Annotated in this window: 26 protein-coding genes and 1 tRNA gene; 16 read left to right on the top strand and 11 right to left on the bottom strand. The window is 54.8% G+C overall.

The window, feature by feature from the left end:
* Positions 1 to 1,056 carry a CGP-CTERM sorting domain-containing protein gene (locus tag A3L08_RS08985; protein WP_088854685.1) on the bottom strand — a complete coding sequence of 352 codons (1,056 nt, stop codon included), beginning with the start codon at positions 1,054 to 1,056 and terminating at the stop codon, positions 1 to 3.
* Positions 1,057 to 1,207: 151 nt separating this feature from the next.
* Between A3L08_RS08985 and A3L08_RS08980 the strand changes: the two genes are divergently transcribed.
* From A3L08_RS08980 to A3L08_RS08970, 3 genes are read left to right on the top strand one after another with little or no spacing between them, the layout of a single operon-like run.
* On the top strand, positions 1,208 to 2,335 hold the full coding sequence (locus A3L08_RS08980; RefSeq protein ID WP_088854684.1) for a tyrosine--tRNA ligase: 1,128 nt from the start codon (positions 1,208 to 1,210) through the stop codon (positions 2,333 to 2,335).
* 38 nt (positions 2,336 to 2,373) lie between these two features.
* Positions 2,374 to 2,847 (top strand): Lrp/AsnC family transcriptional regulator, encoded by a 474-nt coding sequence (locus A3L08_RS08975; RefSeq protein WP_088854683.1) that lies wholly within the window; start codon positions 2,374 to 2,376, stop codon positions 2,845 to 2,847.
* 36 nt (positions 2,848 to 2,883) lie between these two features.
* Positions 2,884 to 5,502 (top strand): DUF5814 domain-containing protein, encoded by a 2,619-nt coding sequence (locus A3L08_RS08970; RefSeq protein ID WP_088854682.1) that lies wholly within the window; start codon positions 2,884 to 2,886, stop codon positions 5,500 to 5,502.
* Between the two features lie 9 nt (positions 5,503 to 5,511).
* Here A3L08_RS08970 and A3L08_RS08965 read toward each other — a convergent pair whose 3' ends face one another.
* The gene (locus A3L08_RS08965) at positions 5,512 to 6,318 is read right to left on the bottom strand and encodes a DUF63 family protein (protein WP_088854681.1); all 807 of its coding nucleotides are present in this window, start codon (positions 6,316 to 6,318) and stop codon (positions 5,512 to 5,514) included.
* A 123-nt stretch (positions 6,319 to 6,441) separates the two neighbouring features.
* Here A3L08_RS08965 and A3L08_RS08960 point away from each other — a divergent pair, with 123 nt between their 5' ends.
* Positions 6,442 to 6,837: a hypothetical protein gene (locus A3L08_RS08960; RefSeq protein ID WP_232461726.1), complete on the top strand. Its 396-nt coding sequence runs from the start codon at positions 6,442 to 6,444 to the stop codon at positions 6,835 to 6,837.
* A gap of 61 nt (positions 6,838 to 6,898) precedes the next feature.
* Positions 6,899 to 7,534, top strand: a complete 636-nt coding sequence (locus tag A3L08_RS08955) for a hypothetical protein (protein WP_232461725.1) — start codon at positions 6,899 to 6,901, stop codon at positions 7,532 to 7,534.
* 2 nt (positions 7,535 to 7,536) lie between these two features.
* Here the strand turns inward: A3L08_RS08955 and A3L08_RS08950 are convergent, their stop codons facing one another.
* From A3L08_RS08950 to A3L08_RS08940, 3 genes are read right to left on the bottom strand one after another with little or no spacing between them, the layout of a single operon-like run.
* Entirely contained in the window at positions 7,537 to 8,298 is a 762-nt protein-coding gene (locus tag A3L08_RS08950; protein ID WP_088854680.1) for an energy-coupling factor transporter transmembrane component T family protein, read from the bottom strand.
* Positions 8,295 to 9,086, bottom strand: coding sequence for an energy-coupling factor ABC transporter ATP-binding protein (locus A3L08_RS08945; protein ID WP_088854679.1), 792 nt, complete (start codon positions 9,084 to 9,086; stop codon positions 8,295 to 8,297). The genes A3L08_RS08950 and A3L08_RS08945 overlap by 4 nt, the downstream gene beginning before the upstream one ends.
* Before the next feature lie 6 nt (positions 9,087 to 9,092).
* Complete coding sequence (locus A3L08_RS08940) at positions 9,093 to 9,836, bottom strand: biotin--[acetyl-CoA-carboxylase] ligase (RefSeq protein WP_198362116.1); 744 nt, start codon at positions 9,834 to 9,836, stop codon at positions 9,093 to 9,095.
* A 59-nt stretch (positions 9,837 to 9,895) separates the two neighbouring features.
* Here A3L08_RS08940 and A3L08_RS08935 point away from each other — a divergent pair, with 59 nt between their 5' ends.
* The gene (locus A3L08_RS08935) at positions 9,896 to 10,417 is read left to right on the top strand and encodes a biotin transporter BioY (RefSeq protein ID WP_088854677.1); all 522 of its coding nucleotides are present in this window, start codon (positions 9,896 to 9,898) and stop codon (positions 10,415 to 10,417) included.
* Between the two features lie 110 nt (positions 10,418 to 10,527).
* Here A3L08_RS08935 and mobA read toward each other — a convergent pair whose 3' ends face one another.
* The gene (gene mobA, locus A3L08_RS08930; RefSeq protein ID WP_088854676.1) at positions 10,528 to 11,124 is read right to left on the bottom strand and encodes a molybdenum cofactor guanylyltransferase; all 597 of its coding nucleotides are present in this window, start codon (positions 11,122 to 11,124) and stop codon (positions 10,528 to 10,530) included.
* Positions 11,125 to 11,412: 288 nt separating this feature from the next.
* Between mobA and A3L08_RS08925 the strand changes: the two genes are divergently transcribed.
* From A3L08_RS08925 to A3L08_RS08915, 3 genes are all read left to right on the top strand, one after another.
* Complete coding sequence (locus A3L08_RS08925) at positions 11,413 to 11,733, top strand: hypothetical protein (RefSeq protein ID WP_088854675.1); 321 nt, start codon at positions 11,413 to 11,415, stop codon at positions 11,731 to 11,733.
* Positions 11,734 to 11,795: 62 nt separating this feature from the next.
* Positions 11,796 to 12,257, top strand: coding sequence for a DUF1931 family protein (locus A3L08_RS08920; RefSeq protein WP_088854674.1), 462 nt, complete (start codon positions 11,796 to 11,798; stop codon positions 12,255 to 12,257).
* A gap of 494 nt (positions 12,258 to 12,751) precedes the next feature.
* A complete protein-coding gene (locus tag A3L08_RS08915) occupies positions 12,752 to 14,569 on the top strand; it encodes a PEGA domain-containing protein (RefSeq protein WP_198362115.1) in 1,818 nt (605 codons plus the stop codon).
* A 403-nt stretch (positions 14,570 to 14,972) separates the two neighbouring features.
* Here A3L08_RS08915 and A3L08_RS08910 read toward each other — a convergent pair whose 3' ends face one another.
* A complete protein-coding gene (locus A3L08_RS08910; protein ID WP_088854673.1) occupies positions 14,973 to 15,179 on the bottom strand; it encodes an ATP-binding cassette domain-containing protein in 207 nt (68 codons plus the stop codon).
* A gap of 42 nt (positions 15,180 to 15,221) precedes the next feature.
* Positions 15,222 to 17,117 (bottom strand): S9 family peptidase, encoded by a 1,896-nt coding sequence (locus tag A3L08_RS08905; RefSeq protein ID WP_088854672.1) that lies wholly within the window; start codon positions 17,115 to 17,117, stop codon positions 15,222 to 15,224.
* Between the two features lie 117 nt (positions 17,118 to 17,234).
* Between A3L08_RS08905 and A3L08_RS08900 the strand changes: the two genes are divergently transcribed.
* Together A3L08_RS08900 and A3L08_RS08895 are read left to right on the top strand one after the other, a co-directional pair.
* Positions 17,235 to 18,140, top strand: coding sequence for a hypothetical protein (locus A3L08_RS08900; RefSeq protein WP_088854671.1), 906 nt, complete (start codon positions 17,235 to 17,237; stop codon positions 18,138 to 18,140).
* A 49-nt stretch (positions 18,141 to 18,189) separates the two neighbouring features.
* Positions 18,190 to 20,622 carry a tRNA(Met) cytidine acetyltransferase TmcA gene (locus tag A3L08_RS08895; RefSeq protein WP_088854670.1) on the top strand — a complete coding sequence of 811 codons (2,433 nt, stop codon included), beginning with the start codon at positions 18,190 to 18,192 and terminating at the stop codon, positions 20,620 to 20,622.
* Here the strand turns inward: A3L08_RS08895 and A3L08_RS08890 are convergent.
* On the bottom strand, positions 20,619 to 21,023 hold the full coding sequence (locus tag A3L08_RS08890) for a hypothetical protein (RefSeq protein ID WP_088854669.1): 405 nt from the start codon (positions 21,021 to 21,023) through the stop codon (positions 20,619 to 20,621). The two genes, A3L08_RS08895 and A3L08_RS08890, sit on opposite strands and share 4 nt — an antisense overlap.
* 169 nt (positions 21,024 to 21,192) lie before the next feature.
* On the opposite strand from A3L08_RS08890, the gene A3L08_RS08885 reads away from it, so the two are divergent.
* The 4 genes from A3L08_RS08885 to A3L08_RS08875 are packed head-to-tail and all read left to right on the top strand — an operon-like array spanning position 21,193 to position 23,541.
* Positions 21,193 to 21,705: a TIGR00288 family NYN domain-containing protein gene (locus A3L08_RS08885; RefSeq protein ID WP_088854668.1), complete on the top strand. Its 513-nt coding sequence runs from the start codon at positions 21,193 to 21,195 to the stop codon at positions 21,703 to 21,705.
* Complete coding sequence (locus A3L08_RS08880; RefSeq protein WP_088854667.1) at positions 21,702 to 22,205, top strand: TIGR00288 family NYN domain-containing protein; 504 nt, start codon at positions 21,702 to 21,704, stop codon at positions 22,203 to 22,205. Before A3L08_RS08885 ends, A3L08_RS08880 begins: the two co-directional genes overlap by 4 nt.
* A 40-nt stretch (positions 22,206 to 22,245) precedes the next feature.
* Positions 22,246 to 22,386 (top strand): hypothetical protein, encoded by a 141-nt coding sequence (locus A3L08_RS09960; protein ID WP_157721615.1) that lies wholly within the window; start codon positions 22,246 to 22,248, stop codon positions 22,384 to 22,386.
* Between the two features lie 15 nt (positions 22,387 to 22,401).
* A complete protein-coding gene (locus A3L08_RS08875; protein WP_088854666.1) occupies positions 22,402 to 23,541 on the top strand; it encodes a thiamine ABC transporter substrate-binding protein in 1,140 nt (379 codons plus the stop codon).
* A 159-nt stretch (positions 23,542 to 23,700) separates the two neighbouring features.
* Here the strand turns inward: A3L08_RS08875 and A3L08_RS08870 are convergent.
* A tRNA-Arg gene (locus A3L08_RS08870) sits at positions 23,701 to 23,777 on the bottom strand.
* A gap of 52 nt (positions 23,778 to 23,829) precedes the next feature.
* Entirely contained in the window at positions 23,830 to 25,125 is a 1,296-nt protein-coding gene (gene asnS / locus A3L08_RS08865) for an asparagine--tRNA ligase (protein ID WP_088854665.1), read from the bottom strand.
* Between the two features lie 269 nt (positions 25,126 to 25,394).
* Here asnS and A3L08_RS08860 point away from each other — a divergent pair, with 269 nt between their 5' ends.
* Complete coding sequence (locus A3L08_RS08860) at positions 25,395 to 26,660, top strand: amidohydrolase family protein (protein WP_088854664.1); 1,266 nt, start codon at positions 25,395 to 25,397, stop codon at positions 26,658 to 26,660.
* The last annotated feature ends 1 nt before the right edge of the window (position 26,661 follow it).

The following is a 26,661-nucleotide window of genomic DNA, read 5'->3' as shown; positions in this document are numbered from 1 at the left end:
TCACTCCCTCTTCCTGTAGAGGGCGAGTGGTATGAGGGCGAGACCGACGAGAGCGGCCGGACCGCAGGTGCTTCCGCTGCCCTCGCTACCCTCTTCCTCACCAAGGCTCTGCTGGGTGCTCACGGCCCAGTGGATGAAGTTGGTGACGAAGGTCGGCCCGTCGAGCTTGACCTCACTGTACTCCGGGGCCCACATGGGTTCATAGCCACCGTAGGGAGTCTCACCGCTGACGATGAGGACGTTCTTCTTGTCCGGGAAGACCTGAACGGCCAGAAGCGGGAACTTCCCAGTATCACCTACAGTGTAAGCGTTGGCAGCCGGGTCGCTGTTCTCGACGATCTGCCCGTTCTCGCTGCTGGTGACGATAACGTAAACGTTCTCAAGGCCGGCGTTCGGCTGGATGGTCTGCCAGTTGCCGCTGTCGTCAACGTAAGCTACGACGCCAGGCCCGTGGAAGAGGACCTTTCCGCCGTTCTGGAGGTCCTTGGTGATGTCCTCCTTGTTGGGGGTCTTGTCGTCCGGGTTGACGATTCCAACGACACGGTAGCCGGCTCCAGCGTTGCTCTGGGAGTCCTCGACTGAACACTGGTCGAGCCTGAGGTTAACACCGAGGGCGTCGAGAACAGCATTAACGTTGTCTATTGTCTGGACGCCGCTTCCGTAGTCGCTGTCACCGGCGATCCAGAGGATTCTGTTGCCGTCGTCCCACCACTGCTTGAGGGCGTTGATCTCGTCAGGTGTAAAGGCCTGGGCCGGCTGGCCTATGATGAGGAAGTCAATGTCCTTTATGGCATCGTAGGTGATCTGCTCGCCAACCTGCTGGATTCCGAGGGTGTCGGCCTTGTCGGCCGGGCCGATGTAAGCCCAAGTAACATCGCTGATGGTCTTTATCATTCCGTCCGCTACAACGTTACCATCCTTGTCCGTCAGAACTGTCAATCCCTTGTCGTTCTCGCCGTGGGCGAGGTCAACTCCTATGGTGGTGGCACTTGCCGCCGCAAAACCAAAAACACCAAAGAGTACAAACACCGCAAGTATTATTGCAGCCTTCTTCATGGTATCACCGGCCTATTTAAGAATTAGGAAGTTATAAATCTTATGAATGGGAAGTTTTTCGCCTCTGTTAAACTTTTGGCCATTCTGAGGGAACCCCACCTTGGGGCAAAATCCTTAAAGGCTTGCACCGTTTCGCCACTAGGTGGTGAGTATGGACATTGAGAGCAGGATAGAACTCATAAAGAAGAAGCCCACGGAGGAACTCCTTACGGAAGAGAACCTCAGGCATCTCCTCGAAGTCGGAATCCCGATGCAGCACTACATCGGCTTCGAAATAAGCGGTTACATTCACCTCGGAACCGGTCTCATGGCGGGAGCGAAGATAGCCGACCTCCAGAAGGCTGGCGTTAAAACGAGGATTTTCCTGGCCGACTGGCACAGCTGGATCAACGACAAGCTCGGTGGAGATTTGGACGTCATCCAGAAGGTTGCACTAACCTACTTCAAGGAGGGCATGAAGCAGAGCATAAAGGTCATGGGCGGCGACCCTGACAAGGTGGAGTTCGTTTTAGCGAGCGAGATACTTGAGAAGGGCGACTACTGGCAGACCGTCATAGATATCTCCAAGAACGTTACCCTGGCAAGAATGATGCGCTCCATCACGATTATGGGAAGGCAGATGGGCGAAGCGATAGACTTCGCCAAGCTCATCTACCCGGCCATGCAGGTGGCGGACATATTCTACCAGGGCGTTACCATTGCCCACGCCGGAATGGACCAGAGGAAGGCCCACGTTATAGCGATTGAAGTGGCTCAGAAGCTCAAGTACCACGCCCTCGAGTGGAACGGCGAGAAGCTCAAACCGGTGGCTTTACACCACCACCTCCTCCTCGGCCTGCAGGAGCCGCCGGTCTGGCCGATCGAGAGCGAGGAGCAGTTCAAAGAGCTCAAGACCCAGATGAAGATGAGCAAGAGCAAGCCCTACTCCGCTGTGTTTATCCACGACACTCCGGAGGAGATAAGGCAGAAGCTCAGGAAGGCATTCTGCCCGGCAAAGGAGGTCAACTACAACCCGGTCCTCGACTGGGCCGAGCACATAATCTTCCGCGAGGAGCCGACAGAGTTCACCATCCACAGGCCGGCCAAGTTCGGTGGAGATATCACCTACACCACCTTCGAGGAGCTCAAGAGGGACTTCGCGGAAGGAAAGCTCCACCCGCTCGACCTCAAGAACGCGGTTGCGGAATACCTCATTGAGTTGCTCAAGCCGATCAGGGACTACTTTGAGAGGCACCCGGAGCCGCTTGAGCTGATGAACCAGGTGAAGATAACCCGCTGATTTCGTTTTTCTTCCCATTTCCCAATCCGGTGAAGGCCATGCCTGGAGTGGACGAGAAAGACAGGGAGATACTGCGTATTCTGCGGAAGGAAGGCAGGATTACCCTAACGGAGCTGGGCAAGAGGGTGAACCTCTCCCCGGCGAGCGTTAAAAACCGGGTTGAGAAGCTTGAAAAGCTCGGTGCCATCAGGGGCTACTCCGCCGTTGTAAACCCCACATTCCTTGGGGAGTACGTCTCGGTCTTCCTTGAGCTTAAGCTGGCGATAGACGACCACACGGTCGACCCCATACTGAGAAAGGTAGCCGGGATGGAGAACGTCGAGGCAGTCTATAGGAGAAGCGGCGAGAGGCAGATACTGGTGAAGGCCCACTTCCAGGATACCGACGAGGTCAAGGCCTTCGCCGGAAAGTTAAAGCGCCTCTTCGGCAGGAACCTGGAACGGGTTGAGGCCACGCTCGTCATAGATACGTTCAAAGAATCCTGGATCGATCTGGAAAGAAAAACCCGCTGATCCATGAATTAGTAATGATTTACAGGGGCGGTGAGAATGCTCTTCGTTGTGAGACCTGGCAGGAAAAAGAACGAGCTTGAGGCCTTTTTCATCGAGAACGAGCCCGAGAAGCTGGCTCAAATGAGGAATCTAAAAGCTGATGCGATTTACCGCTTCATAATGCGCGAGGGAAGGCTCTTCAAGGTCCTTGAGGGGAGCCAGTACAGGAACCCAAAGGAGATGGAGAAACTATTAAGACAGGCCAGAATAGTCCTCGTGAACGCCGACGAGTGGGAGGACTACTTTAAGAGACGCCTTCAGAACAAGCGCGTTGAGAGGGCCGAACTCTGTCGCCTCTGCCTCATGGAGGGAAGGATAACCGTTCTCACCGAGGGGAACCGCGTTAAGTATCACAACGAGTACATCTGCGAGCGCTGCGCCGAGGACGAGCTTAAGAGGGAGCTTCGCTTCCGCTTCAAGAGCGTGGCAATGTTCGATCAGGCGAAGAAGCTCCTTGAGCGCTTCCGCGATCTGGACAAGGTCCTCTACGCCTTCGACCCGCGCTTTGACCCGACGAGGCATCCTGAAGTAACCAAGTGGGACGAGCTGAAGGCGAAGCACGTGAAGGTGGATAAAGTCAAAGTCGATGAGCTTCCCGTTCCAGAGAAGTTCAAATCCGTCCTAAAGGCAGAGGGCGTAAACGAACTCCTCCCGGTTCAGAGCTTGGCCGTTAAGAACGGCCTCCTTGAAGGCGAGAACCTCCTCGTTGTTTCGGCAACGGCGAGCGGAAAGACGCTGATAGGCGAGCTTGCTGGAGTTCCAAAGGCTATGAAAGGCCAGAAGATGCTCTTCCTCGTTCCGCTCGTTGCCCTTGCAAACCAGAAGTACGAGGACTTCAAGAGGAGGTATTCCAAACTCGGCCTCCGTGTTGCCATCCGCGTTGGAATGAGCAGGATTAAGACCAAAGACGAGCTCGTTGTTGTCGACACGGGCATAGACGCCGACATCATAGTGGGAACCTACGAAGGGATTGACTATCTCCTCAGGGCTGGAAGAAAAATTGGCAACGTCGGGACTATAGTCATAGACGAGATCCACACGTTGGACGATGAGGAGAGGGGATCCCGTTTAGACGGCCTCATCGCAAGGCTGAGAAAGCTCTATCCCAAGGCCCAGTTCATAGGTTTAAGCGCAACCGTTGGGAATCCGGAGGAACTGGCCAAGGAACTCGGGTTAAAACTGGTCCTCTACGACGAGAGGCCCGTTGACCTTGAGAGGCACATCATCATAGCGAGAAACGAGGGCGAGAAGTGGCGGCATATAGCGAACCTCTGTAAAGCTGAGGCAAACAGGAAGTCTAAACAGGGTTATAAAGGGCAGACGATAGTCTTCACCTTCTCAAGGAAGAGGACGCATGAGCTTGCCGCTTACCTCACGAGCAAGGGACTGAGGGCGAAGCCCTATCACTCCGGCCTGCCTTACAAGCAGAGAAAGCTCACCGAGATGGAGTTTCTGGCTCAGATGCTCGACGTTGTTGTTACCACCGCGGCCCTCGGGGCTGGAGTGGACTTTCCGGCTTCCCAGGTGATCTTTGAGAGCCTCGCGATGGGCAACAAGTGGCTAAGCGTGAGGGAGTTCCACCAGATGCTCGGCCGTGCTGGGAGGCCGCTCTACCACGAGAAGGGGAGGGTCTACCTCATAGTCGAGCCAGGGAGAAAGTACTCGGCCCAGATGGAAGGCAGTGAAGATGAAGTTGCCTTCAAGCTCTTGACTGCACCGATAGAGCCTGTCGTAGTCGAATGGAGCGACGAGCTCGAGCAGGACAACGTTCTGGCCCACTCGTGCGTCTTCAACAGGCTCGACGTCATTGAAGAAGTCCAGTCAAGGTGCCTCGGGGCGAACCAGAGCGCGGAGAAGGTCCTGGAGAAGCTGGAGGAGTTCGACTTCGTCCGGCTTAATGGTTCTCTCGTTGAGGTCACCCACTACGGAAGGGCCGTGAGCATGAGCTTTTTGCTGCCGAAGGAAGCCACATTCATCCGCGAGAACCTTGGCGAGAAACCGGCCCAGTGGATAGCGGTAAAACTGCTCCCCTTCGAGAACCTCTACCTGAGCAGCGTCCTCCAGAGGGAGCTTGAGAGCGCAGTTAGGGGCCGCCTCAGCGCCAACGTCTTCTCCCCGAGCTTCGCCTCCATCCTGGACGAGCTCGACAAGGTGATTCCGGAGCTGAGTCCAAACGCCGCCGAGAGACTCTTCACGCTCTACCAGGAGTTCTTCATGTGCCCAGAGGATGACTGCACCGACTACGCGATGGAGCGGGTAAGCAACATGATAATCGAGCTGAGGAGGAGCGGGAAACATCCCACTCAAATAGCCGAGCACTTCAGGAAGGTCTACGGGCTGATAGTCTATCCCGGCGACGTCTTCACGTGGCTCGATGGTATAGTAAGGAAGCTTGAGGCAATAGAGAGAATAGCGAGGGTCTTCCGCGTTAGGGATGCTGAGGAAGAGGCGAAGATCCTGAAGAGGGAGATTGAGGAGGGCAGGACGATACGAAGGGAAGGTGGAGAAAGAAGGAACCATCCGGGACATCAGGATCTGAGGAATCAGAGGGGTCAGAGTCTGCAGAACTGGAAAGGAAAGGGGCGAAAAAACTGGGAAAAGCGAAGGGACGTGTGAGGTTGAGCATCAGCCCGGAATTTGCAGTACGAGCTGCGCCGGGTCCCTTATCGCCGGGCCGAGGCCGAGGATGTATATCGCGAGGTACCAGAAGCGCCTCTCCTCCTCTTCCGGCACCAGGTATTTCAGGCCGTAGTAGACAACCACCAGTATGATGGTTATCCAGGGGTAGTAGAAGTAGGCCCCGAAGTGGTTGACGAGTATGTTCTCCAGCCAGTGAACCTCGCGGTAGCCGTAGAATTGTATGGCCACGACCGTCGAGCCCATGTCGTAGAAGTGGGCCAGGACGGCGTAGAGGTAGAGCTTATCGAAGGGCCTCCACCTGTAGAACGCCAGAATCACGGCCCAGCTAACGGCCGTGTGAACCAGTGTCAGCTCGTAGGGTTCCCAGTTCTTTGCGTGGGTTACGAGGAGGTAGTTTGCCCATAGGGCAAGGATCGTGCCCCATGCTATCGTTACCTTGGGATAGCTCTTGAGTTTGGCGTCCAGTGCTATCGCGGGCACGATGAGGAAGAAGGCCGTAAAGAACACACCTGGGGTGAGAATCAAGGGGTTCTTCGGCAGGACTCCGCCGTCCACAAGCGCCCTAACCGTTGCTCCAAAGACCACCATCGGGGTTACCGCCCAGAAGAGCCTCTCATCGACGGGTATCTTCAGCGGCTTGATTATGTAACGATAGCTGTAGATCACACCAAGTCCCAAGAGGAACGCGTAGACGAACGTGTTCACCGGATTGTAGCCGCTCCTCGTGAACATCGGCTCCCAGAAGTAAGTGTGGAAGAACCACCATATTTCATGCCACACCGATTCCAGCATCTTTACACCCACCGAGAGTTGAAGGGTTGGCTTAAAACCCTTTTGGGGGCGGGAACACCTTTCTAAGGGCTCCACCCGAAACGCTAATTAAACCCCTCCGCCTACTGAAACCGAGGTGATGTTATGGTTGGAGCCATGCATGGGGCCGCCCTTTTTGCTGCCATGGGTGTCATGGGGGTGCTCTCATTCCTGATCGCACTGTTCATAGCGGCCATATTCCTCTCGCTCGCGGGCAAGCTCGTCGGCATTGAGAAGGCATCGATCGGAAGGTCCATGATAGCCATACTCGGCGGCGGAATACTCGGCGGGATCGTGACGCTCCTTGTTGCCCTAGTGTTCGCGCCCCTGGCGCCGCTCCTGGGTTTCCTCGCCAACCTGTGGGTCATAAAGACAGTCTTCGAAACCGGCTGGCTCAGGGCTTTCCTGGCATGGCTGCTCTCCGCGGTGATGGCGGCCGTTATAATGATGCTCCTGGCGGCCTTCGGCCTCTTCACCATAGGGGCCCTCTCGGCCCTCTGACCCTTCTTTTTTGTGGCAGACCTAGGAAAATTATAAATACATCTTGAACCAAAATTCCCCGATGGCCATGTTCTTTAAACCGGCCGAGCTCGAACCGCGGGAGGTCAAGCCCTTCGATGCCTTTCCCCTGGCGTTTGCCGAGGGAAGCCTATCCGGGATTGTCTCCACCGACGAGCTTGCCGAGACGGTTTTTCTGCACCACCTCATAGCTTCATCCCTTGAAAACGGCCCCGTCTACCACGTGGGCCCCGGCAGCTCCCTTTCGCTCAAGTCCCTCAGGAACCTGGTCGAAGACCTCTCCAACCTCTACGCGGGCAACGTCTATTCTGTGGACGAGCTGCTTGAGGCACTTAAAATCGTTGATGACGGCTCTCTCGTCATCGTCTCCCGCTTCCCGGCACTTCTGAACCGCTCCGCGGAGAAGCTCGTGGAGATAAGGAGGCTGGTCGATAAGAAGGGCATCACCCTTGTTCTCGGCCACTCCACGATGGAGCTCAACGAGCTTGACCTGCCCGGAGAGTTCCGCCGCCTCTACGACCTTCCGGAGCTCTTTGAAGCACTCCTCGTTCTGAGGACGAGCTCCTACCGCGGCCACTACAGGATGAACCTGACGGTTCTCCGCGCGCCCGCCGAACACGTGGCGAGCGTCGGCGACCACTCGATACCGATAGACTCGCTGGTGAGGCCGTTTCTCTGAGCTCAGGAGTATATCCTCACGTGCCCTATCCCGAGGCCGTACCTCACGTAGATGGTCAGGGCGAAGAGGGCCAGGATGAGAACCACCGCGGCGTAGTCCTTCCTCCCCATCCTGATGTCGTAGAGGAACGTCCTCTTCTCAGATGCCCCGAGGGCCCTGCTCTCGAGGGCTATGCTCAGCTCGTGGGCGGTCTTGAGGGAAGCAACGAGGAGCGGTATTAGAACCGCCGTCATCTTCCTGGCCCTCACTATGAAGTTGCCCTTCTCAACCTCCCAGCCGCGGCTCCTCTGGGCGTCCATTATGTTCCTGGAGAGGATGTATAGGGTCGGGATGTAGCGGAGGGCTATCGATATCGTCAGCCCGAACTCATAGGGCATGCCCAGCCTGACGAAGCCGAGGATCAGATCCCTCTGGCTCGTCGTCATCAGCAGCAGGAACGTGATGAGGGCAAAGGTGAGCAGCCTCATGGCGAACGAAACTCCGAAGAGGAGCCCCATAAGCCTCGGCCGGTAAATAAACGGCCACACAACTATCGTTATGATGACTATCGGCAGGAGGGGCTTCAGGAGCCTGAGCTGCTCACCTATCCCCACTTTTCCGAGGAACCTTCCGATGACGAGGAAGACGAAGAACAGCGGTATCAGTATCTTGGGGTCGTTGTAGAGCATTATCGCGGCTATCCCAGCAGCGGTTCCGATTATCTTGACCCTTGGGTCAAGGGAGTGGAGGAGCGAGTCCCTCTCCGAGTAGAACAGGTATATCATCTCTCACCACCCACGAGAACCTCTACCAGCTCCGGGACGCTTTTCACAAAGCCCACCCCAACTTTCTCGCTTATCCTGAGCAACTCGGGCTTCTCAAGCCCGTAATCATGAAGCTCAAGTGAGAAGAACTCCTCGACCGGCCCGTCAAAGGCCTTCTCTCCCCTGTGGAGCAGAACTACCCTCTCGGCAAGCTCCAGGACGAGCTCCATATCGTGGGTTATCAGGAGGATGCCGTGCCCTTCCGAGTGGAGCTTCCGTATGGCCTCGACGACGCTCGCCGAGCTCCTTCCGTCCAGCCCCGTGGTTGGCTCGTCGAGGATCAGGTACTTCGGCCTCATCGCCAGGACGCAGGCTATAGCGAGCCTCTGCTTCTCGCCACCGCTCAGTGAATACGGCGTCCTCTCCTCGTAGCCCTCGAGGTTGACGGCCCTCAAAGCCCACCTCACGCGCTCCTCAATCTCGCCCTCGCTTAACCCGAGGTTCCTCGGGCCAAAGGCCACTTCCCTAAAGACGCTCTCCTCGAAGAACATGTGCTCCGGGTTCTGGAAGACGTAGCCGACCAGCCTGCTAAGCTCTGCAACCGTGTGCTCCCTCGTGTCGAGCCCATCTACCTCCACCGTTCCTTTCGTCGGCTTAAGCAGACCGTTCAGGTGCTTCGCAAACGTGGTCTTCCCGCTCCCGTTCTGGCCGACTAGGGCGACTATCTCGCTCCCCATCTCAAAGTCAACGCCCTTCAGCGCTTCTCTGCCATTCTCGTAGACGTGCCAGAGGTTTTTAACCCGGATCATCGAACCTCACTCCAGGCTCACGCTTAAAAGCCTTCCTTTGACGGTGGGAAACAGGGTCTTCCCCACCTCCAGGAGGGATGGAGCTCGACCCAGCTCCAGTGAGAGTGAAGTTGCTCCCTCAGGCACCTCGTTCGAGACGTTGATCCCTGCCCCCACGACGGCAAGGCGGACCTCACCGAGCTCCCCCATGACCTCGACCAGCACCCCTGCGATTTTCTTCCCGTCAACATAGACCCCGTTATCCTCGATGTACCCATCGACCCCGTATCGCCGCAGGGAGTCAAGGATTGAATCGAGGGTTTCATCAAGCAGGACGTCAGCCCTGGAGAGGGGCAGGGCAGGTTTCAGTATTACCGAGAAGTAAAGACCTCCCTTTTCGGAACGCCAGCGCCTTCCCCGCCTGCCCCTGCCCCGTGTCTGCCTCTCCGCTATTACAAATGTCCCTGCAGGTTCCTCGGCTTCGGCGAGTTTCCATGCAATATCCATTGTTGAAGTTGTTTCCAAAAGGTAGTAAGCCCGAACATCCAGCTCCCAGGGATAGGGCTTTTCAGGGCTGGAAACAAGCGAGTACCCCTTTCGAGAGGCCCTTATTTCGTAGCCAAGAGAGATAAGCTCTCTGATGTTCTTCCAGACAGCTACCCTCGATACGCCGAGGCTCTCGGCCAGGAATTCTCCAGAAACGCATTCCTTCTCCCTGAGTTCCCTCAGGATTGCCCTTTTTATCCTGCTGTCGCGCACCAACCCCCTCATCGAAATTTCGTTAACCAAACTATTTTAAAACTTAACGTTACTCCCCCCCGGGTGGTGACATGAACGCGAGGGACGTTGCTTTTGCTGGTCTCTTCGCCGCGCTAACGGCCGTTGGCGCTCAAATAGCGGTTCCCATTGGGCCTGTGCCCTTCACCCTCCAGGTTCTCCTGGTGTTGCTGAGCGGTCTTGTCCTCGGCTCAAGGCTCGGCCTCGTGAGTCAGCTGGTCTACTTGGTGGCGGGTGCGGTCGGTTTTCCAGTCTTCGCGGAGTTCTCGGGCGGCTTTGCCCACATCTATGGCCCGACCGGGGGCTACCTGCTCGCGTTCCCCATAGCGGCGTTTCTGGCAGGCTACATCACCGAGAAAACAGGTGAAAGCGTCTGGGGCATGACCGCTGGCTCGCTGTTCGGTGTGGTGGTAATCTACGCCCTCGGCTGGCTCCGCCTGTGCCTCTTCATGGCCGGCGACTTTGGAAAAGCGTTCAAACTCGGCGTGCTTCCCTTCGTGCCGTTTGACGTCCTGAAGGCAGGCATAGCCGTTGGGGTTGCAAAAACAGTGAGAAAAATGGTGGAAGTGGCGTGAGGGCCAGAGGCCCCAGGAGTTTCTATTTTTTAGAATCAACACTCTGCACACTTTTGGGGCAGAAACCGGCCGCCCTGCGGCGGCCATCAGACTGAAGATCACCGGCAGATTTACACTCTAACAGAGTCCTTAAGTGCCTGCTCTGCAAAGCGGACGTCGAGAGAGCTTTTGACCCTGAAGAAGCTCAGCGTCACCTTGGGGTTCCTCTTGGAGAGCTCCTCTATGGAAACCGACTCGTAGTCGAGGAACTCGGTTATCTTGCTCATGCTCCGGTGTCCCTCGGCTAAAGCCGCCTCTATTGCGTCCGTCAGCGCGTCAGGCTCGTAGACCGCGTGAGTTACCTCCGCCGTCCCATCCTTCCAGACGGGTATCAGCGCCTCCGGTTCGTTCTCGTAGAAGAGGCCAATCAGGTAGTTCACGAGGAACGGCATCACAAGGGGCATGTTGCCCTCAACGAGGAAGAAGGGCTCATCTGGGAGAGCCTTAAGGAGGGCCTCCATCTTGCTCCTCGCCGAGACGGGAACTGGGTTCGAGACGTGGAGGGAGTAAGTCTTCAGCTTGTCCTTTCTGACGATGGTGAAGACCTCGTCAATCCTCTTGCTCATCAAAAGTCTTTTCTCGGTGAGCTTCACTACCGGCTCGTCGTTGATTGGGATTGTGTAGTTCTCCCATCTCTTCTCTGGAAACGCCATGACCACTGCCCGCATGAGGACGGGGTCTCCATTCGTCCTTAAAAACCTTTTTTAACGTGGTTGTCATATATCCAGAATTTCCTCGAAAACTTAAACTTTATCTTGTCTTTCCATGGAATAATGGTCTAAATGATACAAGATTGGTGAGCACCCAGCATTTTGACGACGTTTTACACCCTTCTTCGCCAGTTCCCTGCGATGAAGGAGAATTGACGAGGCCATCATAGTTGGAGGCTAGGCATGAGGTTCTTAGGTTAGCGTTAACCTTTTATTATTCTCCACAAGATTAAACGAGGTGGTACAATGCTCCCGGAGCTCGTTATGGGCTTTATCTTCACCATTGTGTGGGCCCTGTCCTACGTCCTCGTTTTGAAGCAGAGAAGCGTTGCAAGGGCCCTACTTGGCGTCCTCGTACTCTTTGGGGCTATTGTTCTCTTCACCCCTTACCGTTTCCAAGGGAACCTCCTTGGATGGTTCATTGGCATCTCCGCGGGCTTCTTTGTAGGCCTCCAACTCGTCCAGAAGTATGGCCCCGAAAAGCCAACGGACGAGAGCGCTATAGCCGTTTTCCTCCTCGGCCCGCTGATTTTTGCCCTTCTTTTGATCCTCGTTCTTCTGTTCTGAGCGAAATTTTTATATACCTTATGTTACTAAAATATCCTGGCAAAAACACGGAGGTGATGGCCATGGCGGAGATGATAATCCCCTACCCGCAGCTCCAGAAGATACTGGAGAGGACGTGTGAGCTCGCGGTAATCAAGCCACGCGCCGAGGAAATGATGGACATCGTCGAGAAGAAGCTCGCCGACCTCTTTGAGGTTGCCTATGAGAACGCCATGGCCGAGGGGAGCGAGACGATAAAGCTCAGGCACATACCCATTACCAAGGGCTTCAAAAACAGCATGAACCTCTTCAGGGCAGTCATAGAGGACGAGAAGGTCCAGATGGAGCCCATCAGAAAGTTCGTCCTCAAGAAGATACCCGGCGACATACCGCTCGAGGAGGAGGTCGTAAACGAGCTTCCCACCATAGCCGGAACCCTCTTCGTGCTCGTCGGTAGGGTCATCAAGGCCCTCCACCCGGAGATCAAGAACGTTTATCCTGAGCACATTGAAGAGGCTGAGAAGGTGCTGGATTACACGCTTTGATGCCCTTTCTCTTTTAAGTTTCCTAGTGGTCTAATGGGGTTTCTTCTGGGAAACTGATATGGACGCCCACGTCTTGGTTATGTCTTCATCTTATAGGGGTTTTGGAAGAAGCCAGAGAAAGCCGTTTTTCGGTCTCAGGCCTTCAGCCTTTTGATGACATAGTTATGTCTTATTTAAAATAGACGGGTTGCAGAACCCCGATTACGGGTAAAAGGGAAACCCGAGAAGATCAAGTTAAAAAGTTGAAGCGGTGGTGGTGCTCAGCCTCCTGAGAAGAAGGTGAGTTTTTTTGCTTTTTTGATTTGTCAAACCCAAACCCGGAAAGTTATCCGTAACGGGCTCCGGATTCTAAGGAGTTCTCCCTTAAAACAGATAATTATAAATGTTCCGAACTCCTATAAACTAAATGAGGTGAACTCAATGAAAAATGGAGAGGTTTTTCCACCCGTTACGGGCTCACTGATGTCCTACAAGGAGGCAGTGGTATGAGTCAAATGAAAGCGCGCGTCCCCACGATCGTCCTGGTGTTTTTGCTCGTTTTTTCGGCAGTGCTGGTTCAGGCACCGGGCATTAAAGCGGACAGCTTCAACTACTGGGCGAAGAGTTACGAGGGAACTGATGCCATCAACGACGTTAAAGTCCTCTCGGACGGGAGCATCATCGCAGTGGGTTACACTTCCAGCTTCGGTCCAGGTGGTAATGATGCCCTCGTGATAAAGTTAAACCCTGACGGAAGCATAGCATGGGCAAGAACATATAGATGCGATATTTATGATAGGGCTACCGCGGTTGCGGTAGCGGATAACGGGGACATTATTGTGGCCGGATGGACTGAAAGCTTCGGCGCTGGTTATGATGATGCTTGGGTTCTTAGGCTTGACGCTAATGGTAACATAAAATGGCAGAAGACTTACGGTGGGAGAGATCATGACGATGCTCGCGCGGTTGCCATAGCGGATAACGGGGACATTATCGTGGCTGGCCGCACTTGGAGCTTCGGCGCTGGTAGAGCGGACGTTTGGGTTCTTAGGCTTGATGAGAATGGAAACGTTAAATGGCAGAAGACTTACGGAGGAAGCGGAAGAGATGGGTTCTGGGGTGTTAATCTTGCCATAGCTGATAACGGGGACATTATAGTGGCCAGCTCTACTGAAAGCTTTGGCACTGAAACTCCACATTACTCAAACGTTTGGGTTCTGAGACTTGACGCTAATGGTAATATCAAATGGCAGAAGACCTATGGAGGACGCAGTAATGACCATGCTCACGCGGTTGCCATAGCGGATAATGGAGACATTATCGTGGCCAGCTATACTTACAGTTTCGGCGCTGGTGAAGGGGATTTTTGGGTTCTTAGGCTTGACACTAATGGTAACGTAAAATGGCAGAAAACTTACGGAGGAGAAAATGAGGATGTGGCTTACGCGGTTGCGTTAGCGGATAACGGGGACATTATAGTGGCCGGCTCTACTGTAAGCGTTGGTGGTTGGGTTCTCAGGCTTGACGAGAATGGGGACATAAAATGGCAGAAGGCTTACCGCAGTGACCCTCACGCGGTTGCTCTCGCTCCCACTGGAGATATTATAGTAGCCGGGGGTGCGTTGGTTCTCCGGCTTCCGCCGGATGGTGACCTGCCCGGCTTCTCCGGGGATACGAACGCGAAAATAACCATCCCCAATCCCGGGGTGATGGACTCTCAAGCCGAAATCGTAAACTCCAGCGTAACCCCCCAGGACTCGCAAGCTTATTCTAATCCCGTGGAGCTGACGGTTAGAACCTTTTACGGGTCGGCAACACTCACAATCAACTCAACCCCGTCCGGGGCTGAAGTTTACATCGATGGAGAATACAAGGGGACTACCCCATTAGCTGTACAACTCTATTCGGGCACTCATACGATAAAACTCACCAAGCAGGATTATGAGAACTACACGACGACAATAACCCTCATCCCAGGAGAGAGCAAAGTCCTAAATATCACGCTAACTCCGACCTTCGGTTTCCTAACGGTTTACTCTGACCCAAGTGGTGCTAAAGTCTACGTTGATGGTTCTTACATTGGGGACACTCCCATTGAAAACTACAAGCTCTCGACAGGAGAACACACCATAAAGCTCGTCAAGGAAAACTATGCGGATTACGTGAGGGAAATAACAATAGAACTGGGGAAAACGACGAAAATTGAGGCAACCCTAACCTCAAACACAAAGCACACGACAACTAATACACACCAAGGCACAGGTGGTATCTGCGGCCCGGCCGCTATAATAGGCCTTTCAGTGATTCCCGTTCTCTTGAGGAGGAAAAGGTGAGTTTTTCTTTTTTTCTTTTTGATTCATAGAACTCTTAATGCTTATCCCAAACCCACCGATGAGAAAACGGCCTTAAGACTCATCAATGGTATTACCAAGGAATTAAAACACGCATCTTTGCATTGGAAGTACGGTTGAATATAATGAAACCCTAAGCTAGATGGTGGCCCTTGTGAGAATCGGGTCTTGGTCGCTTAAGCCATGCCTTGAGAGGCTCCAAAACCTTGAGGCCGAGCTCAGAGCCCTCAAGGAAGACAACATTAAGGGAGCACTTTAAGTTTCTGTTCACCCCGAAATGTGGAAGTTGAAGCGTTCAGCTAGGACCCCCTTGATGACGTCGCTCCTCTCAACGATCTCCGCGGCCCTCCAGATTGAGTTTTATGTAATCTTTCCGTCCTCCACCTCAGCGGCTGGCCTTCCCGAAGAGCCTGACGGTTCCTTCGTCATAGGTCAGCAGACAGCTCAAAATCTTGATAAGGGTGGTTTTCCCGGCACCGTTGGGCCCGATTACTCCTAAGATAACTCCTTCGGGGACGGAAAATGAAACGGAGTCGAGGGCCCTCAGCTTCCCGTAGTACTTGGTCAGGTTTTCGACTTCGATGACATTCATACCTAGGAACTTTCGGGGGCGAAAAAATAAAAGATTTTGGGCTTACTTAAGCCACCTCTCCATCCACCCGGCAATAAGCTCAAGCCTTCTCACACGGTGCTTCGGCTTTCCGCCCCTGCTTAAGTCGTGGTTCTCGCCCGGGAAGAGCGCCAGCTCTACTGTCTTGCCGAGGTACTTCAAGGCCGTGAAGAACTGAAGGGCCTCCGGAAGCCAGCAGCGGTAGTCTTCCATCGAGTGGATTATGAGGAGCGGCGTCTCCACGTTCGGCGCGTACTTCAGCGGGCTCTTCTCCCAGTAGCCCTCTGTGTTGCTCCACGGGTCGCCGCCTATCTGGTCGGGAGCGAAGTAGTAGCCTATGTCCGTCGTCCCAAAGAAGCTCGTCCAGTTGGAGATGGAGCGCTGGGTTACCGCGGCCTTAAAGCGGTTCGTGTGGCCCACTATCCAGTTCGTCATGAAGCCGCCGTATGAACCCCCGGTGACACCTATCCTCTCCGGGTCAATGAAGTCGAAGCGCTTTAGGGCCTCATCAACGACCTCCATCAGGTCCTGATAATCCCTCTCCCCGTAGTGCCCCCTTATGTCGGCGAACTCTTCTCCATAACCGTCGCTTCCCCTTGGATTGGAGAATATCACAACGAAGCCCTTGGCAGTCAAGACGTGGAACTCGTGCATGAAGGAGTAGCCGTAAGCTGTTTTAGGCCCGCCGTGGATTTCAAGAACCGCGGGATACTTCTTGCCCGGCTCGAAGCCAAGGGGCCTCATAACCCACGCGTCTATCTCAGCGCCATCGCTGGCCTTAACCTTAAAGTGTTCGGGCTGTGAGAGGTTGTAATCCTTAATCCAGCCGTTGAAGTCTGTAACGCGCTTCTCCTTCCCGTCCCTCATGACGTAAAGCTCCGTTGGAGTTACCGCGTCCTGGGCGGTGAAGGCTATGTAGTCGCCTATGGCAAAGCTCTCGACGCTCCTATCGCCGCCGACAACGCGCTCGATCTTCCCGTCGAGGTTTACCCTGAAGAGGTTCGCCCTCGGGCCGTCGGTGGCGACGTAGTAAACCCAGCCGTCCTTAAAGACGAGCTCTGCCCTCTGGCTTCCCCTAACGTCGCAGTTGAGCGAGTTGTAAGCGGAGCGGTCGAGGTTTTTCGTGAGCTTCCTCATCTCGCCGGTCTGGGGGTCGTAGTGGTAGATGTGCGTGTTGGTCGGGATTCCCCTTTCCCTCGTGTTAGCCTTGAGGATAAAGGTTCCGTCGTCGAGCGGGATGAAGTCGCTCACACTCCACTTTCCGGGCGTTAGGCGCTTTGCCTTCCTCCCCTCAAGGACGTAGAGGTCGCTGACCATCGGCTTCCTCTCGCGGTCCTCTTGGGCGGTAAAGTAGAACCTGCCGTTGTGGAAGCGGATCTGGCTTACGTCGAGGTTCTTTGGCGTCAGGCGCTTCTTCCGTCCGGTTTCGACGTCCACCAGATAGACAACGCTCCTCCTTCCATAGACCCAGCCAACGCCGTTGAACCAGAAGGGTATCTCCTTGATGACGTGGACGTCATCCTTCGGCTTCTTCTCGACGTCTATTGGCGTCACAACGGCTATGCTCTTACCGTCCTCCGTGAAGCGGAGATTTCTTATCCCGTACTTGAACTTCGCTAAGAGCCTCGCCTCGCCTCCGTCAGTGGGAATAACGTAAAGCTCGGCCTCCTTGCTCTCCTTGTCGCGCTTGGAGGTGAAGGCCACGAGCTTTCCGTCCGGTGAAAAGCGCGGGTTTCCATCTTTTTTGCCAGAGGTGAAGGGCTTGACCTTCCTGCCGTCGTAGAGGTAGAGCCTTGAGAAGTAGTCGTCTTTCTCAACACTTATCTCCGTCACCTGGAAGACGAGTTTCCTCTTGAAGGCGTCGATGTTTCCTACGAGCTTGAACTTTCCGAGGTCTTTCTCGGTTAGGCCTTTCGCCATTTAGAATCACCGGATTAATTCGGTCTTTTTCGTATAAAAGCTTAGCGTTTCGATGGTTGTCTCACAAGTCTTTGCAATCTCGAAAGGTATTTAAGGACATTAACTATGGTTGTGGTGATGAAACTCTCGAGAATAAAACTCCTCACGGGACTCTTAGTAGCTTTGATTCTCGTGCTTTCCGCCTCTACAATTCAATGGATAGCGTACGAAAACGCCCGGACAAAGGCTAGCGCGCTCCCTTGCAACCTCTCGCCGGCACCTTACCGGCTGGAGGTCGAGTCCTTCCTCCCCCCGGAAGAGCTGCTTGATAGGGCGGTCGGTCACCGCTACAACGATGGGGAACTTGAGATTCTGGTTCCGGAAAAGATTGGAAGTATGGACCCCAGTTACAAACACCTCACCTGGCTCCTCTCATGGAAACTAAACGACTCCGTATCATCTCTCCGGGATTTTCTTGACAACGGCAGCGACGAGGAAGTGCAAATGGCGTTTCAGGTTGTTAAGAGATACTACCTCATGCTCAGGCTTGAGAAAGAATACTGCCGGAAGAACCTGACTGCGGTGGTTTTCCGGCCCTCGCCTCCCCTGAAATGGCTCCTGTCCATGAAATCCTCCGCTGGAAAACTCGCCGGATCGCCGGACTTTAGCGCGTCACTCCTTGCCCTTTCAGTGGCATTTCTAATCTCGGCGCTCTTCTGGCTCTGGCTCTTTTTGGTCTCGAAGCTTTCGCTTAGGGGGCATCTTCGGGTGATGGTGGCTTTTGTTCTCCTGATACTCTTCTTTGGTTCGATGATTTTCGCGTTGAACAGCTTGCTGTCAAGTGGAATGGACGATGGGAAATCACCCAGTTCACAGGAGTGCGACGTCTGGCACACTATGGACTGCTACTCGCTTCTGTTCAATGAGGCGTTTGACCATATGGACAGTGCCGCCACCTGCGAAACCCTGGATTATCTCAGGGACAGGCTCGACGCCCAGGAGATGGGGCGGTTGGAAGAGGCCCTTGGAGTAGCGTACCCCTGAGCTACCTTTTTAAATCCCTCCTCTCCCTTTTACCAGGGAGGTGACGGCCGTGACCGTCAAGGTCCGCTTTGATAAGGACGTGAGAGAGTACGCCAAAGGCGAGAAGGTTAAGGACGAGGTACTCAAGCTCACCGAGACCGCCCTTGCTCAAGCACTTGAGAAGTTCCACAGGAGAATGATAGTTATTGAAGGCGACACCGAAAGGAAGGCCGAACTGGCTGGAATTTTGGCCGGGGCCTCGGCTAGGGTTTTGAGTGAGGTTCTCGACGAGCTTATGAAGAAACGCCTGAGAGATGAAAGCGAGAGCGCGATAGAGGTTCTCTACGCCACCGATGCTCTGGGTGAGGACACCTTCGGTAGAAAGCGCTACGAAGCTTTCAGAAAGCACTTCGACGTCTTAGCGGGTTCGGAGGCTAATGTCCAGGCGGTTACCTTTAAACACACCCGCGACATACTCGGAAGGACTTACGACCTTCTAATTCTGGACATGAGCTACGACTACTCTCCTAACGACCTCGGTAGGATTATTGAAACGGTTAGGGGCGGCGGGCTGATATTCATCCTCGCTCACCCATTCAAGAAGTGGAAGGACATGTGGACGGGCTTCCACAAGAGCCTGGTAACCCCTCCCTACACTATAGACGACGTGAAGAAGCGCTTCAACAGGAGGCTCATCCGTAAGTTCACCGAGTACGGCGAGATCTACATAATCACCGAGAACGGCAAGATACGGAAGAAGCCGAAGCGCTCAAAGAGCCAAGCGAAGATAAAGGGCAGGAAAGGTGTTCCAATCCCGGAGGAAACCCTCTTTCCCAGAGAACTCTACGAGATGGCCCTCACGGAAGGGCAGGTTGAAGTTCTCAAAGCCTTTGAAGACCTTGTTGAGAACGAGGGCATGCTCGTTCTGACGGCCGACAGGGGAAGGGGTAAGAGCGTTTCCGTCGGAATAGCGGCTGTTGGCCTGGCCCTCGCTCTGAAAAAGCGCACGCGCATAGTTGTAACCGCCCCCGAGCCTGAGAACGTCCAATCGCTTTTCCGCTTCGCAAAGAGGGCTTTGGAGAGGCTCGGCTTCAAGCCCTACGTTGTGGAAGAAAAGGGCCTTATAAAAGAGCTCTACGCGAGGAAGATAGGCCTGCGTTATTATCCGCCGGCCGAAGGCTACAAGAAGAGCGCCGACCTTTACATACTCGACGAGGCGGCGGGAATCCACGTGCCGATACTCCACAAGTACCTTAACAAGCCCCGCGTCGTTTACTCCTCAACTGTGCACGGCTATGAGGGAGCAGGCAGGGGCTTCTCGGTCAAGTTCCTCAAGAAGGCCCGCGAGAAGCGCGAGTTTAGGGAGCTTCACATGGACGAGCCGATTAGATACGCCGACCACGATCCCATTGAGAAGTGGCTCTTTGATGTCCTCCTCCTCGATGCGGAACCTGTTGAGCTCACAGAGGAGGACTACGAGCTGATAAAGAGAAAGGAGGTCTACTTCGAGGAGCCTGACCTCGACGACTGGTTCGAGCACGACAGGGAAGACCTGAGACACTTCGTTGGAATCTACATCCTGGCGCACTACCGCAACAGGCCGAGCGACGTAGCGCTTTTGGCAGACGCGCCCCACCACGAGGCGAGGGTTTTGAGGCTCAAGAACGGCAAGATAGTTACCGCCGTGCAGATAGCGAAAGAGGGCAACATCCCCAAGAACGTCATAGAGAAGATGGCCAAGGGCTACAAGCCGCGCGGAAACATAATCCCGGACATGATGGTCAAGCACCACATGCTGAAGGAGTTCGCCAAGCTCAAGGGCTACCGCATCGTGAGGATAGCTACGCACCCGGACGCAATGGACATGGGCCTTGGAAGCAAGGCGCTTGAGCTCCTTGAGAAGGAAGCTCGCGAGAAGGGCCTCGACTGGATAGGTTCCGGCTTTGGTGCCAGCGAGGAGCTTGCTCGCTTCTGGGTGAAGAACGGCTTCGCTGTTGTTCACCTCAGCCCAGCGAGAAACCCGGTCAGCGGCGAGTTCACCGCGATAGTCCTCAAGCCGATAAGCGAGAAGGCGAAGAAGCTCATAAAGCAGGCCAACGACGAGTTCAGGATTAGACTTACAGAGTGGTTGGGCGACACACACCGCGAGCTTGAGCCGGAAATCGCGCGCTGGCTCTTTGAGACGCCATTTGGAGAGGCCGTTGAATACCCCGTCCACCTGACGGATGTCCAGAAGAAGCGCCTCGATGCCTTCACAGGCAAGGTTCTCACCTACGACACCGTCGTCGACGCGGTAAAGCCGGTAGTCAAGCTCTACTTCCTCGACGGCTGGATGAAGCCCTACCTCGATGAGAGGCAGATAAAGCTGCTGATTTACAGGGTTCTGCAGGCCCACAGCTGGGAGGAAACGGCGAAGCTCATAGACAGGACAGAGATGTTTACCATGATTGAGGTCAGGGACATAATCAGGGGCCTCTGGTACTACTACAAGCGGCTTCTCTAAGGGGTTTTCGTCCTGTATCTTTTCTCCACGATTTTTATCACGCCGTAGTCCAACAATGCCAGCGGAGTATAAACCGCCAGGAACATTACCATGAATTCCGCGGTGTTCTCAGGGTGAAGCCCGAAGCGCAGGACGGCGAAAGCGGAAGCAAACGTGTTAAGGAAGACGAGTCCGATGTAAAGCTTAAATGCGTGCTTCTTCAACCTTTTGAGGGTTTTGCTTAGGAGGTCCGCGGCGCTTATACCGGCCACAGCCCCAGTTAGTCCTCCGTCGCTAACGCCGCCGGTGAACGGATAAACAATCAAAACCGCCAAGATCGCTGTGAGCAGGGCGATTAGCAGGCCCGTCAGCTTCCCCTTCCAGGAATTTTCCTCCCGGGTGTACACCCAAGCTCTGGACACGGCCGTTCACCCATAAGAGGGTCCTGTACCTTTTGCAGGTGGTTGGTATTTTGTTATTACTCGGTTTAAAATTTTCTGCATCCTGGGGAATCAACCTTTTTATAGGATTACCCCGTAGGTAGTGTGGTGTCACACCGATTCCTTTCAACAATCCCAACGGTGATTCCCTATGGCGGGCAGCAACTGGGAGCGTATAATTTCGATGACGAAGGACGGAATGAGGAGTATTGGGATGATGCGACGCAAAATAAGCAGAGGAAAGAGGATAGCGCTTCTCATAGACGGCCCCAACATCCTCCGCAAGGAGTTCGGAATAAAGCTCGAGGACATAGTCGAGGCCCTTGAGGGGCTGGGTGATCTGAGGGTTGCGAAGGTCATACTCAACCAGTACGCGCCGCAGGGCCTCATAGAGGCCGTCTCAAACCAGGGATTTGACGTTATCGTTGTCTCGGGTGAGACAGGCGTTAAGCTCGCCGTCGAGGCTATGCGCGAGATATACAACCCAAACATCGACGCGATAGCTCTTGCCACGCGAAACGCGGAGTTCCTCCCGGTAATCCTGAAGGCAAAGGAGAAGGGCAAGGAGACCATAGTCCTTGGTGTAGAACCCGGGTTCTCCGCGGCTCTAAAGCACGCCGCGGACTACACGATAATCTTGAACCCAGAGGGGGATGAGAAATGAAGGAGACGCTCTTCAAGGTTCTCCGCAGGGGCGGCAGGGAGGTCAGTGAGGAACCTGTGAAATCTGTGAAGGGGAAGAGCATCGGGCTCATCATAGACGGTCCGAACATTCTCCGCAAGGAGTTCGGAATAAAGCTCGAAGACATCATAGAGGTCCTTGAGAGAATAGGGAAGATACGCGTCGCCAAGGTAGTCCTCAACCAGTACGCGCCACAAGGGCTCATTGAGGCGGTGGTGAACCAGGGGCTCGAGCCGATAATTGTGGCCGGCGACACCGACGTCAGGATAGCGATAGAGGCGATGGAGCTCATATACAACTCCGACGTGGAGGTCATAGCCCTCGCCACGCGCGACGCCGACTTCCTCCCGATAATCAACGAGGCCAAGAGGAAGGGCAAGGAGACCATAGTCATAGGCGTCGAGCCGGGCTTCTCCGTGGCGCTCCAGAACGCTGCAGATTACGTCATTAAGATGGAAGGAAAGGGCGAAGAGAGAGAATGACTTTTAAACCTCTCTCCCATTCCCGCCCCAGTGGGATAAGGTGATAGTCGACCTAATCCTCTTCATCGTTGGACTCGTCCTGCTCATCAAGGGGAGCGACTTCTTTGTTGAGGCCGCTTCTGGGGAGCAAATCTTTTTAATCGCATGTATTACAGCATTATTGAAGCTCAAAACCGACTAATTGGAGGGTGATGACATGAGAAAGCTCACCACCGTAATGCTCGTGTTCCTTCTCATGGGGCCGCTTGGAGCTATAAAACCGGTCACGGCCGAGGAGACACTGACTGTCTACTCTTATGACAGCATCGAGTGGTGGATGAAGGAGATAATCCCCCTGTTCGAGGAGAAGTACGGAGTCAAGGTAAACCTTGTCCTCATAGGAGATGCCGGCCAAGTTCTCAACAGGCTCATCCTTGAGAAGGACAACCCACAGGCCGACGTTGTCGTCGGGATAGACAACAGCTACCTGGCGAAGGCGATACACGCGGGCGTTCTGGAGCCCTACAGGCCGACCAACGCGGACGTTATCCCCGACTGGATAGTTGAGAAGTTCGATCCGACCTTCCACCTCACGCCCTACGACTACGGCTACATAGCCATCAACTATCGCAAGGACATGGTTCAGAACCCGCCCAAGAGCCTTGAGGATCTTACCAAACCCGAGTGGAAAGGCAAGCTGATAATCGAGGACCCACGCACCAGTTCTCCAGGGATGGCCTTCCTCCTCTGGACGATAGCTGTCTACGGCGACGACTGGCTGGAGTACTGGCAGAAGCTCAAGGAGAACGACGTCCAGATCGTCAAGGGCTGGAGCGAGGCCTGGGGGGCCTTCAGCGAGGGGGAGTACCCACTTGTACTGAGCTACGCGACCTCCCCGGCAGCCACAGTTTACTACGAGAACAATACCAACGTCGGCGCGGTTGCCTTCGAGGAGGGCAACTACCTCCAGATTGAGGGCGCTGGAGTGGTCAAAGGCGCCAGGCATCCCGAGCTGGCCAAGAAGTTCATCGAGTTCCTCATAAGCGAGGAGGCCCAGGAGAAGCTCCCTCTCAACCAGTGGATGTACCCCGTGAACAAGAACGTCCAGATCCCTGACGTCTTCAAGTACGCGGTCGAGGTGGACAAGCCTGTTACCGTCGACCCCAAAGACATAGAGGAGAACTACGACACCTGGCTCAAGCAGTGGACTGCACTTATGGTCGAGGGTAAGAGTCCGGACGAGATACTTGGGAAGACGAGCACCATCACAGAATCCGAGGGCAATGGTGGAATCTGCGGACCGGGAATCATCGTCGGTCTCGCCCTCCTGCCGGTTCTGCTCAGAAGGAGGAAGTGATTCAATGTCTCCTCTTTTTGTATTTTAAATAATGAAGAGTTATTTTCACAGTGAAACACTGCAAAACCCGCAAGTGAAAGAGCAAACCCTCCTTAAAATCGAGAATTTCCAAAAACGACATGCGAACTTTGATGAAGCTTTGCGAAGGCAAAGTTTCTGTGGCGGGCCCGGCGGGATTCGAACCCGCGACCTCCGGCTTAGAAGGCCGGCGCCCTATCCTGCTAGGCTACGGGCCCTCGGGCTAAAGCTCTCAGGAAGAGTCTTATAAAAGTTGTGGTGGGGGCAGGCTCACGGGTAGAGCCTGCTTGGCGTCCTCGGGAAGAGGGTCGCCCACCTCACGTGGTCAAGCTTGAGAACCCATGCTACGAGCCTTTCCAAGCCGAGACCGAAGCCACTGTGCGGGACTGAACCGTACTTCCTGAGGTCGAGGTACCACTCGTAGTCCTCCGGTTTCATGCCCTCCTCAAGGATTCTCTGCACGAGCTTGTCGTAGCTGTCCTCACGCTGGCTTCCGCCGATGATTTCGCCGTATCCCTCTGGCGCGAGCATGTCTGCGGCGAGGACTTTTCTCGGGTCGCTGGGGTCTTCCTTCATGTAGAAGGCCTTGATATGCTTGGGATAACCGTAGACGAAGAACGGGGCCTCAAACTCCTGGGTGAGGATCCTCTCCTCGTCGGCTCCCATGTCCTCGCCCCACTCTATCTGGACGCCCTTGCTCTGGAGTATGTCGATGGCTTCATCGTAGCTTATCCTCGGGAACGGCGGGACAGCGTTCTTGAGAGTTTTGATGTCGTCCTTGCGGTAGAGCTCGATCTCCTTCTTCCTGAGTTCAAGCGTCCTCTGCACCATGTAACTTACCAGCTCTTCCTCGACCTTCATGATGTCCCAGAGGTCCATCCAGGCGGCCTCAAGCTCCAAGTGCCAGAACTCTGTCAAATGTCTCCTCGTCCTGCTCTTCTCTGCCCTAAAGCTCGGCGTGAGAGACCAGACCTTCTCAAGGCCGAAGATTGCCGCCTCAAGGTAGAGCTGGGCTGACTGGCTTAGGTAAGCGGTCTTGTCGAAGTACTTGAGCTTGAAGAGGGTCGCGCCGCCTTCGACCGCTCCAGTAACCAGTATCGGCGGGAAGACCTCGTACCAGCCGTCCTGGGTCAGCCACTCTCTGGCGGCCTGCATCAGTGTGGCTTTGACCTTCATCACCGCGGCGACCTTCGGTGAGTGCAGGTGCAGGTGCCTGACGTCGAGCAGGAACTCCTCGCTCGCGTCCTTCGTTATCGGGAAGAAGTCCACGTTCTGGATGACCTCTATCCTGTCCGCCTGAACCTCGACCCCCGTCGGGGCGCGGGGGTCTGCCTTGACGGTCCCCTCGATGATGACGCTGGACTCGATTCCGACCTTTTTGGCCTCGGCGTAGGCCTCTTCACTCAGCTCCTTCTTGAATACCGTTTGGACTATCCCGCTTGAGTCGCGGAGGACTATGAAAACCTTCTTTCCTACCTCTCTCTTCCTGTAAACCCATCCGGCGAGCTTGACGCGCTTACCTTCCATTTCAGGGGTTACATCGGCACAGTAAACCTTATCTATCATCTTACCACCTCCAGAGGCTTTGAGAGTGGGTTTATAACGATAGCGATGGTCCGGGATGGAACCGGACGCCGAGTAATCCGGGCCAATCAAAGCTAACCGAGAAGAGTCAATTCATCCACGGCTCGATGGCCAGTATGCCGGCTTTTATCACAATTATCGGGGGCATACTCTTAGTTCCCGAGCTTAAAATTTAAACTCTTTGGGTCGTTATATGCCGATGTGTCAAAACCCTTAAGTATCCATCTGCCAGATCTCCAAGTGTGATGTCGATGATTGCGCTCACAGGCACCTTGGTGGATGCCCAGAGGACGCTCCGCGACGTTGCGGTTATCGTTGAGTCCGGCATAATCCGGGCGGTTGTGCCGGCCGATGAGCTGAGGGAATATGGCGTTGACAAAGTCTACGGGGGTAGGGGTTATCTGATCCTGCCCGGCCTCGTGAACGCCCACACCCACGTCGCGATGGCCCGCTTTAGAGGGCTCGGCGAGGACGTCCCAATAGAGCGGTGGCTCAACGAGATCATATGGCCGGCGGAGCTTGAGTGGGATCCCAAAGAAATCCGTCGCTGGGCGTTGCTTGGAATGGCCGAGGCCCTGGCAAACGGCTCGACAACGATAAACGACCACTACTTCTTCGCTAATGAGATAGCGGAAGTCGCCCAGAAGCTGGGAATCCGCGCCTTCATAGGCCAGACCATCATGGACGAGGTTGATTTTCCGATAGCCTCTCCAGAAGAGGGCTTCCGCTTCTTCAAACGCTGGGACGGGAAGGACGACCTCGTTAGGCCCACGTTAGCCCCCCACGCCACCAACACCGTCTCACTTGAGCTTATGAAGGAAATCGGAGAGTTCGCCCGCGAGAGGGATGCTTTAATCCACGTCCACCTCTCCCAGAGCCGGGGTGAGGTTGAAACTGTGAAGCGCCGCTACGGCCTTACTCCAGTGGAGTATCTCAAAAGGGCCGGCGTTCTGAACGAAAGGCTCATCGGCGTCCACGGCATCTACTTGGGCGATAGTGAGGTTGAACTTTACTCCCGGAGTGGTGCTACGCTTGTCCACTGCTCGCTCAGTATGGCGAAGCTCGAAGGAAGGATAGCCCCTATAATCGAGCTGGCGGAGCGAGGAACCAACATAGCCCTCGGCAACGACTCTCCAAACCCGGTTGGACTGATGGACATGTTCGAGGAGATGCGCTTCGCCGCGGTCCTTAACAAGGTTTGGAGGAAGAGGACAGACGTTGCAAGCGCCAGAGAGGTTTTCCGCTGGGCAACTGTCGGTGGCGCAAAGGCGCTGGGGCTGAGGGCGGGGCTGGTAAAACCTGGCTACCTCGCGGACCTGATCCTCATAGACGCCAGAAAACCGCAGTTCCTTCCGGGGGAGAACCCCTACTCCCACGTCGTTTACTCCGCGAGAGGGAGCGACGTGGAGATGGTCATGGTGAACGGGGAAGTGGTTTACAGAAACGGCCTGTTAACAAAGATTGGAAAAACTCTGGGGGAGCTGTGGGGAGAGACGGAGAAAAACTTGGCCACCTAAT

The sequence above is a fragment of the Thermococcus pacificus genome, assembly GCF_002214485.1.
Classification (GTDB): Archaea; Methanobacteriota_B; Thermococci; order Thermococcales; family Thermococcaceae; genus Thermococcus; species Thermococcus pacificus.
Note: the sequence above shows the minus strand (reverse complement) of the source record. Positions and strands in the feature narration are given on the sequence as shown.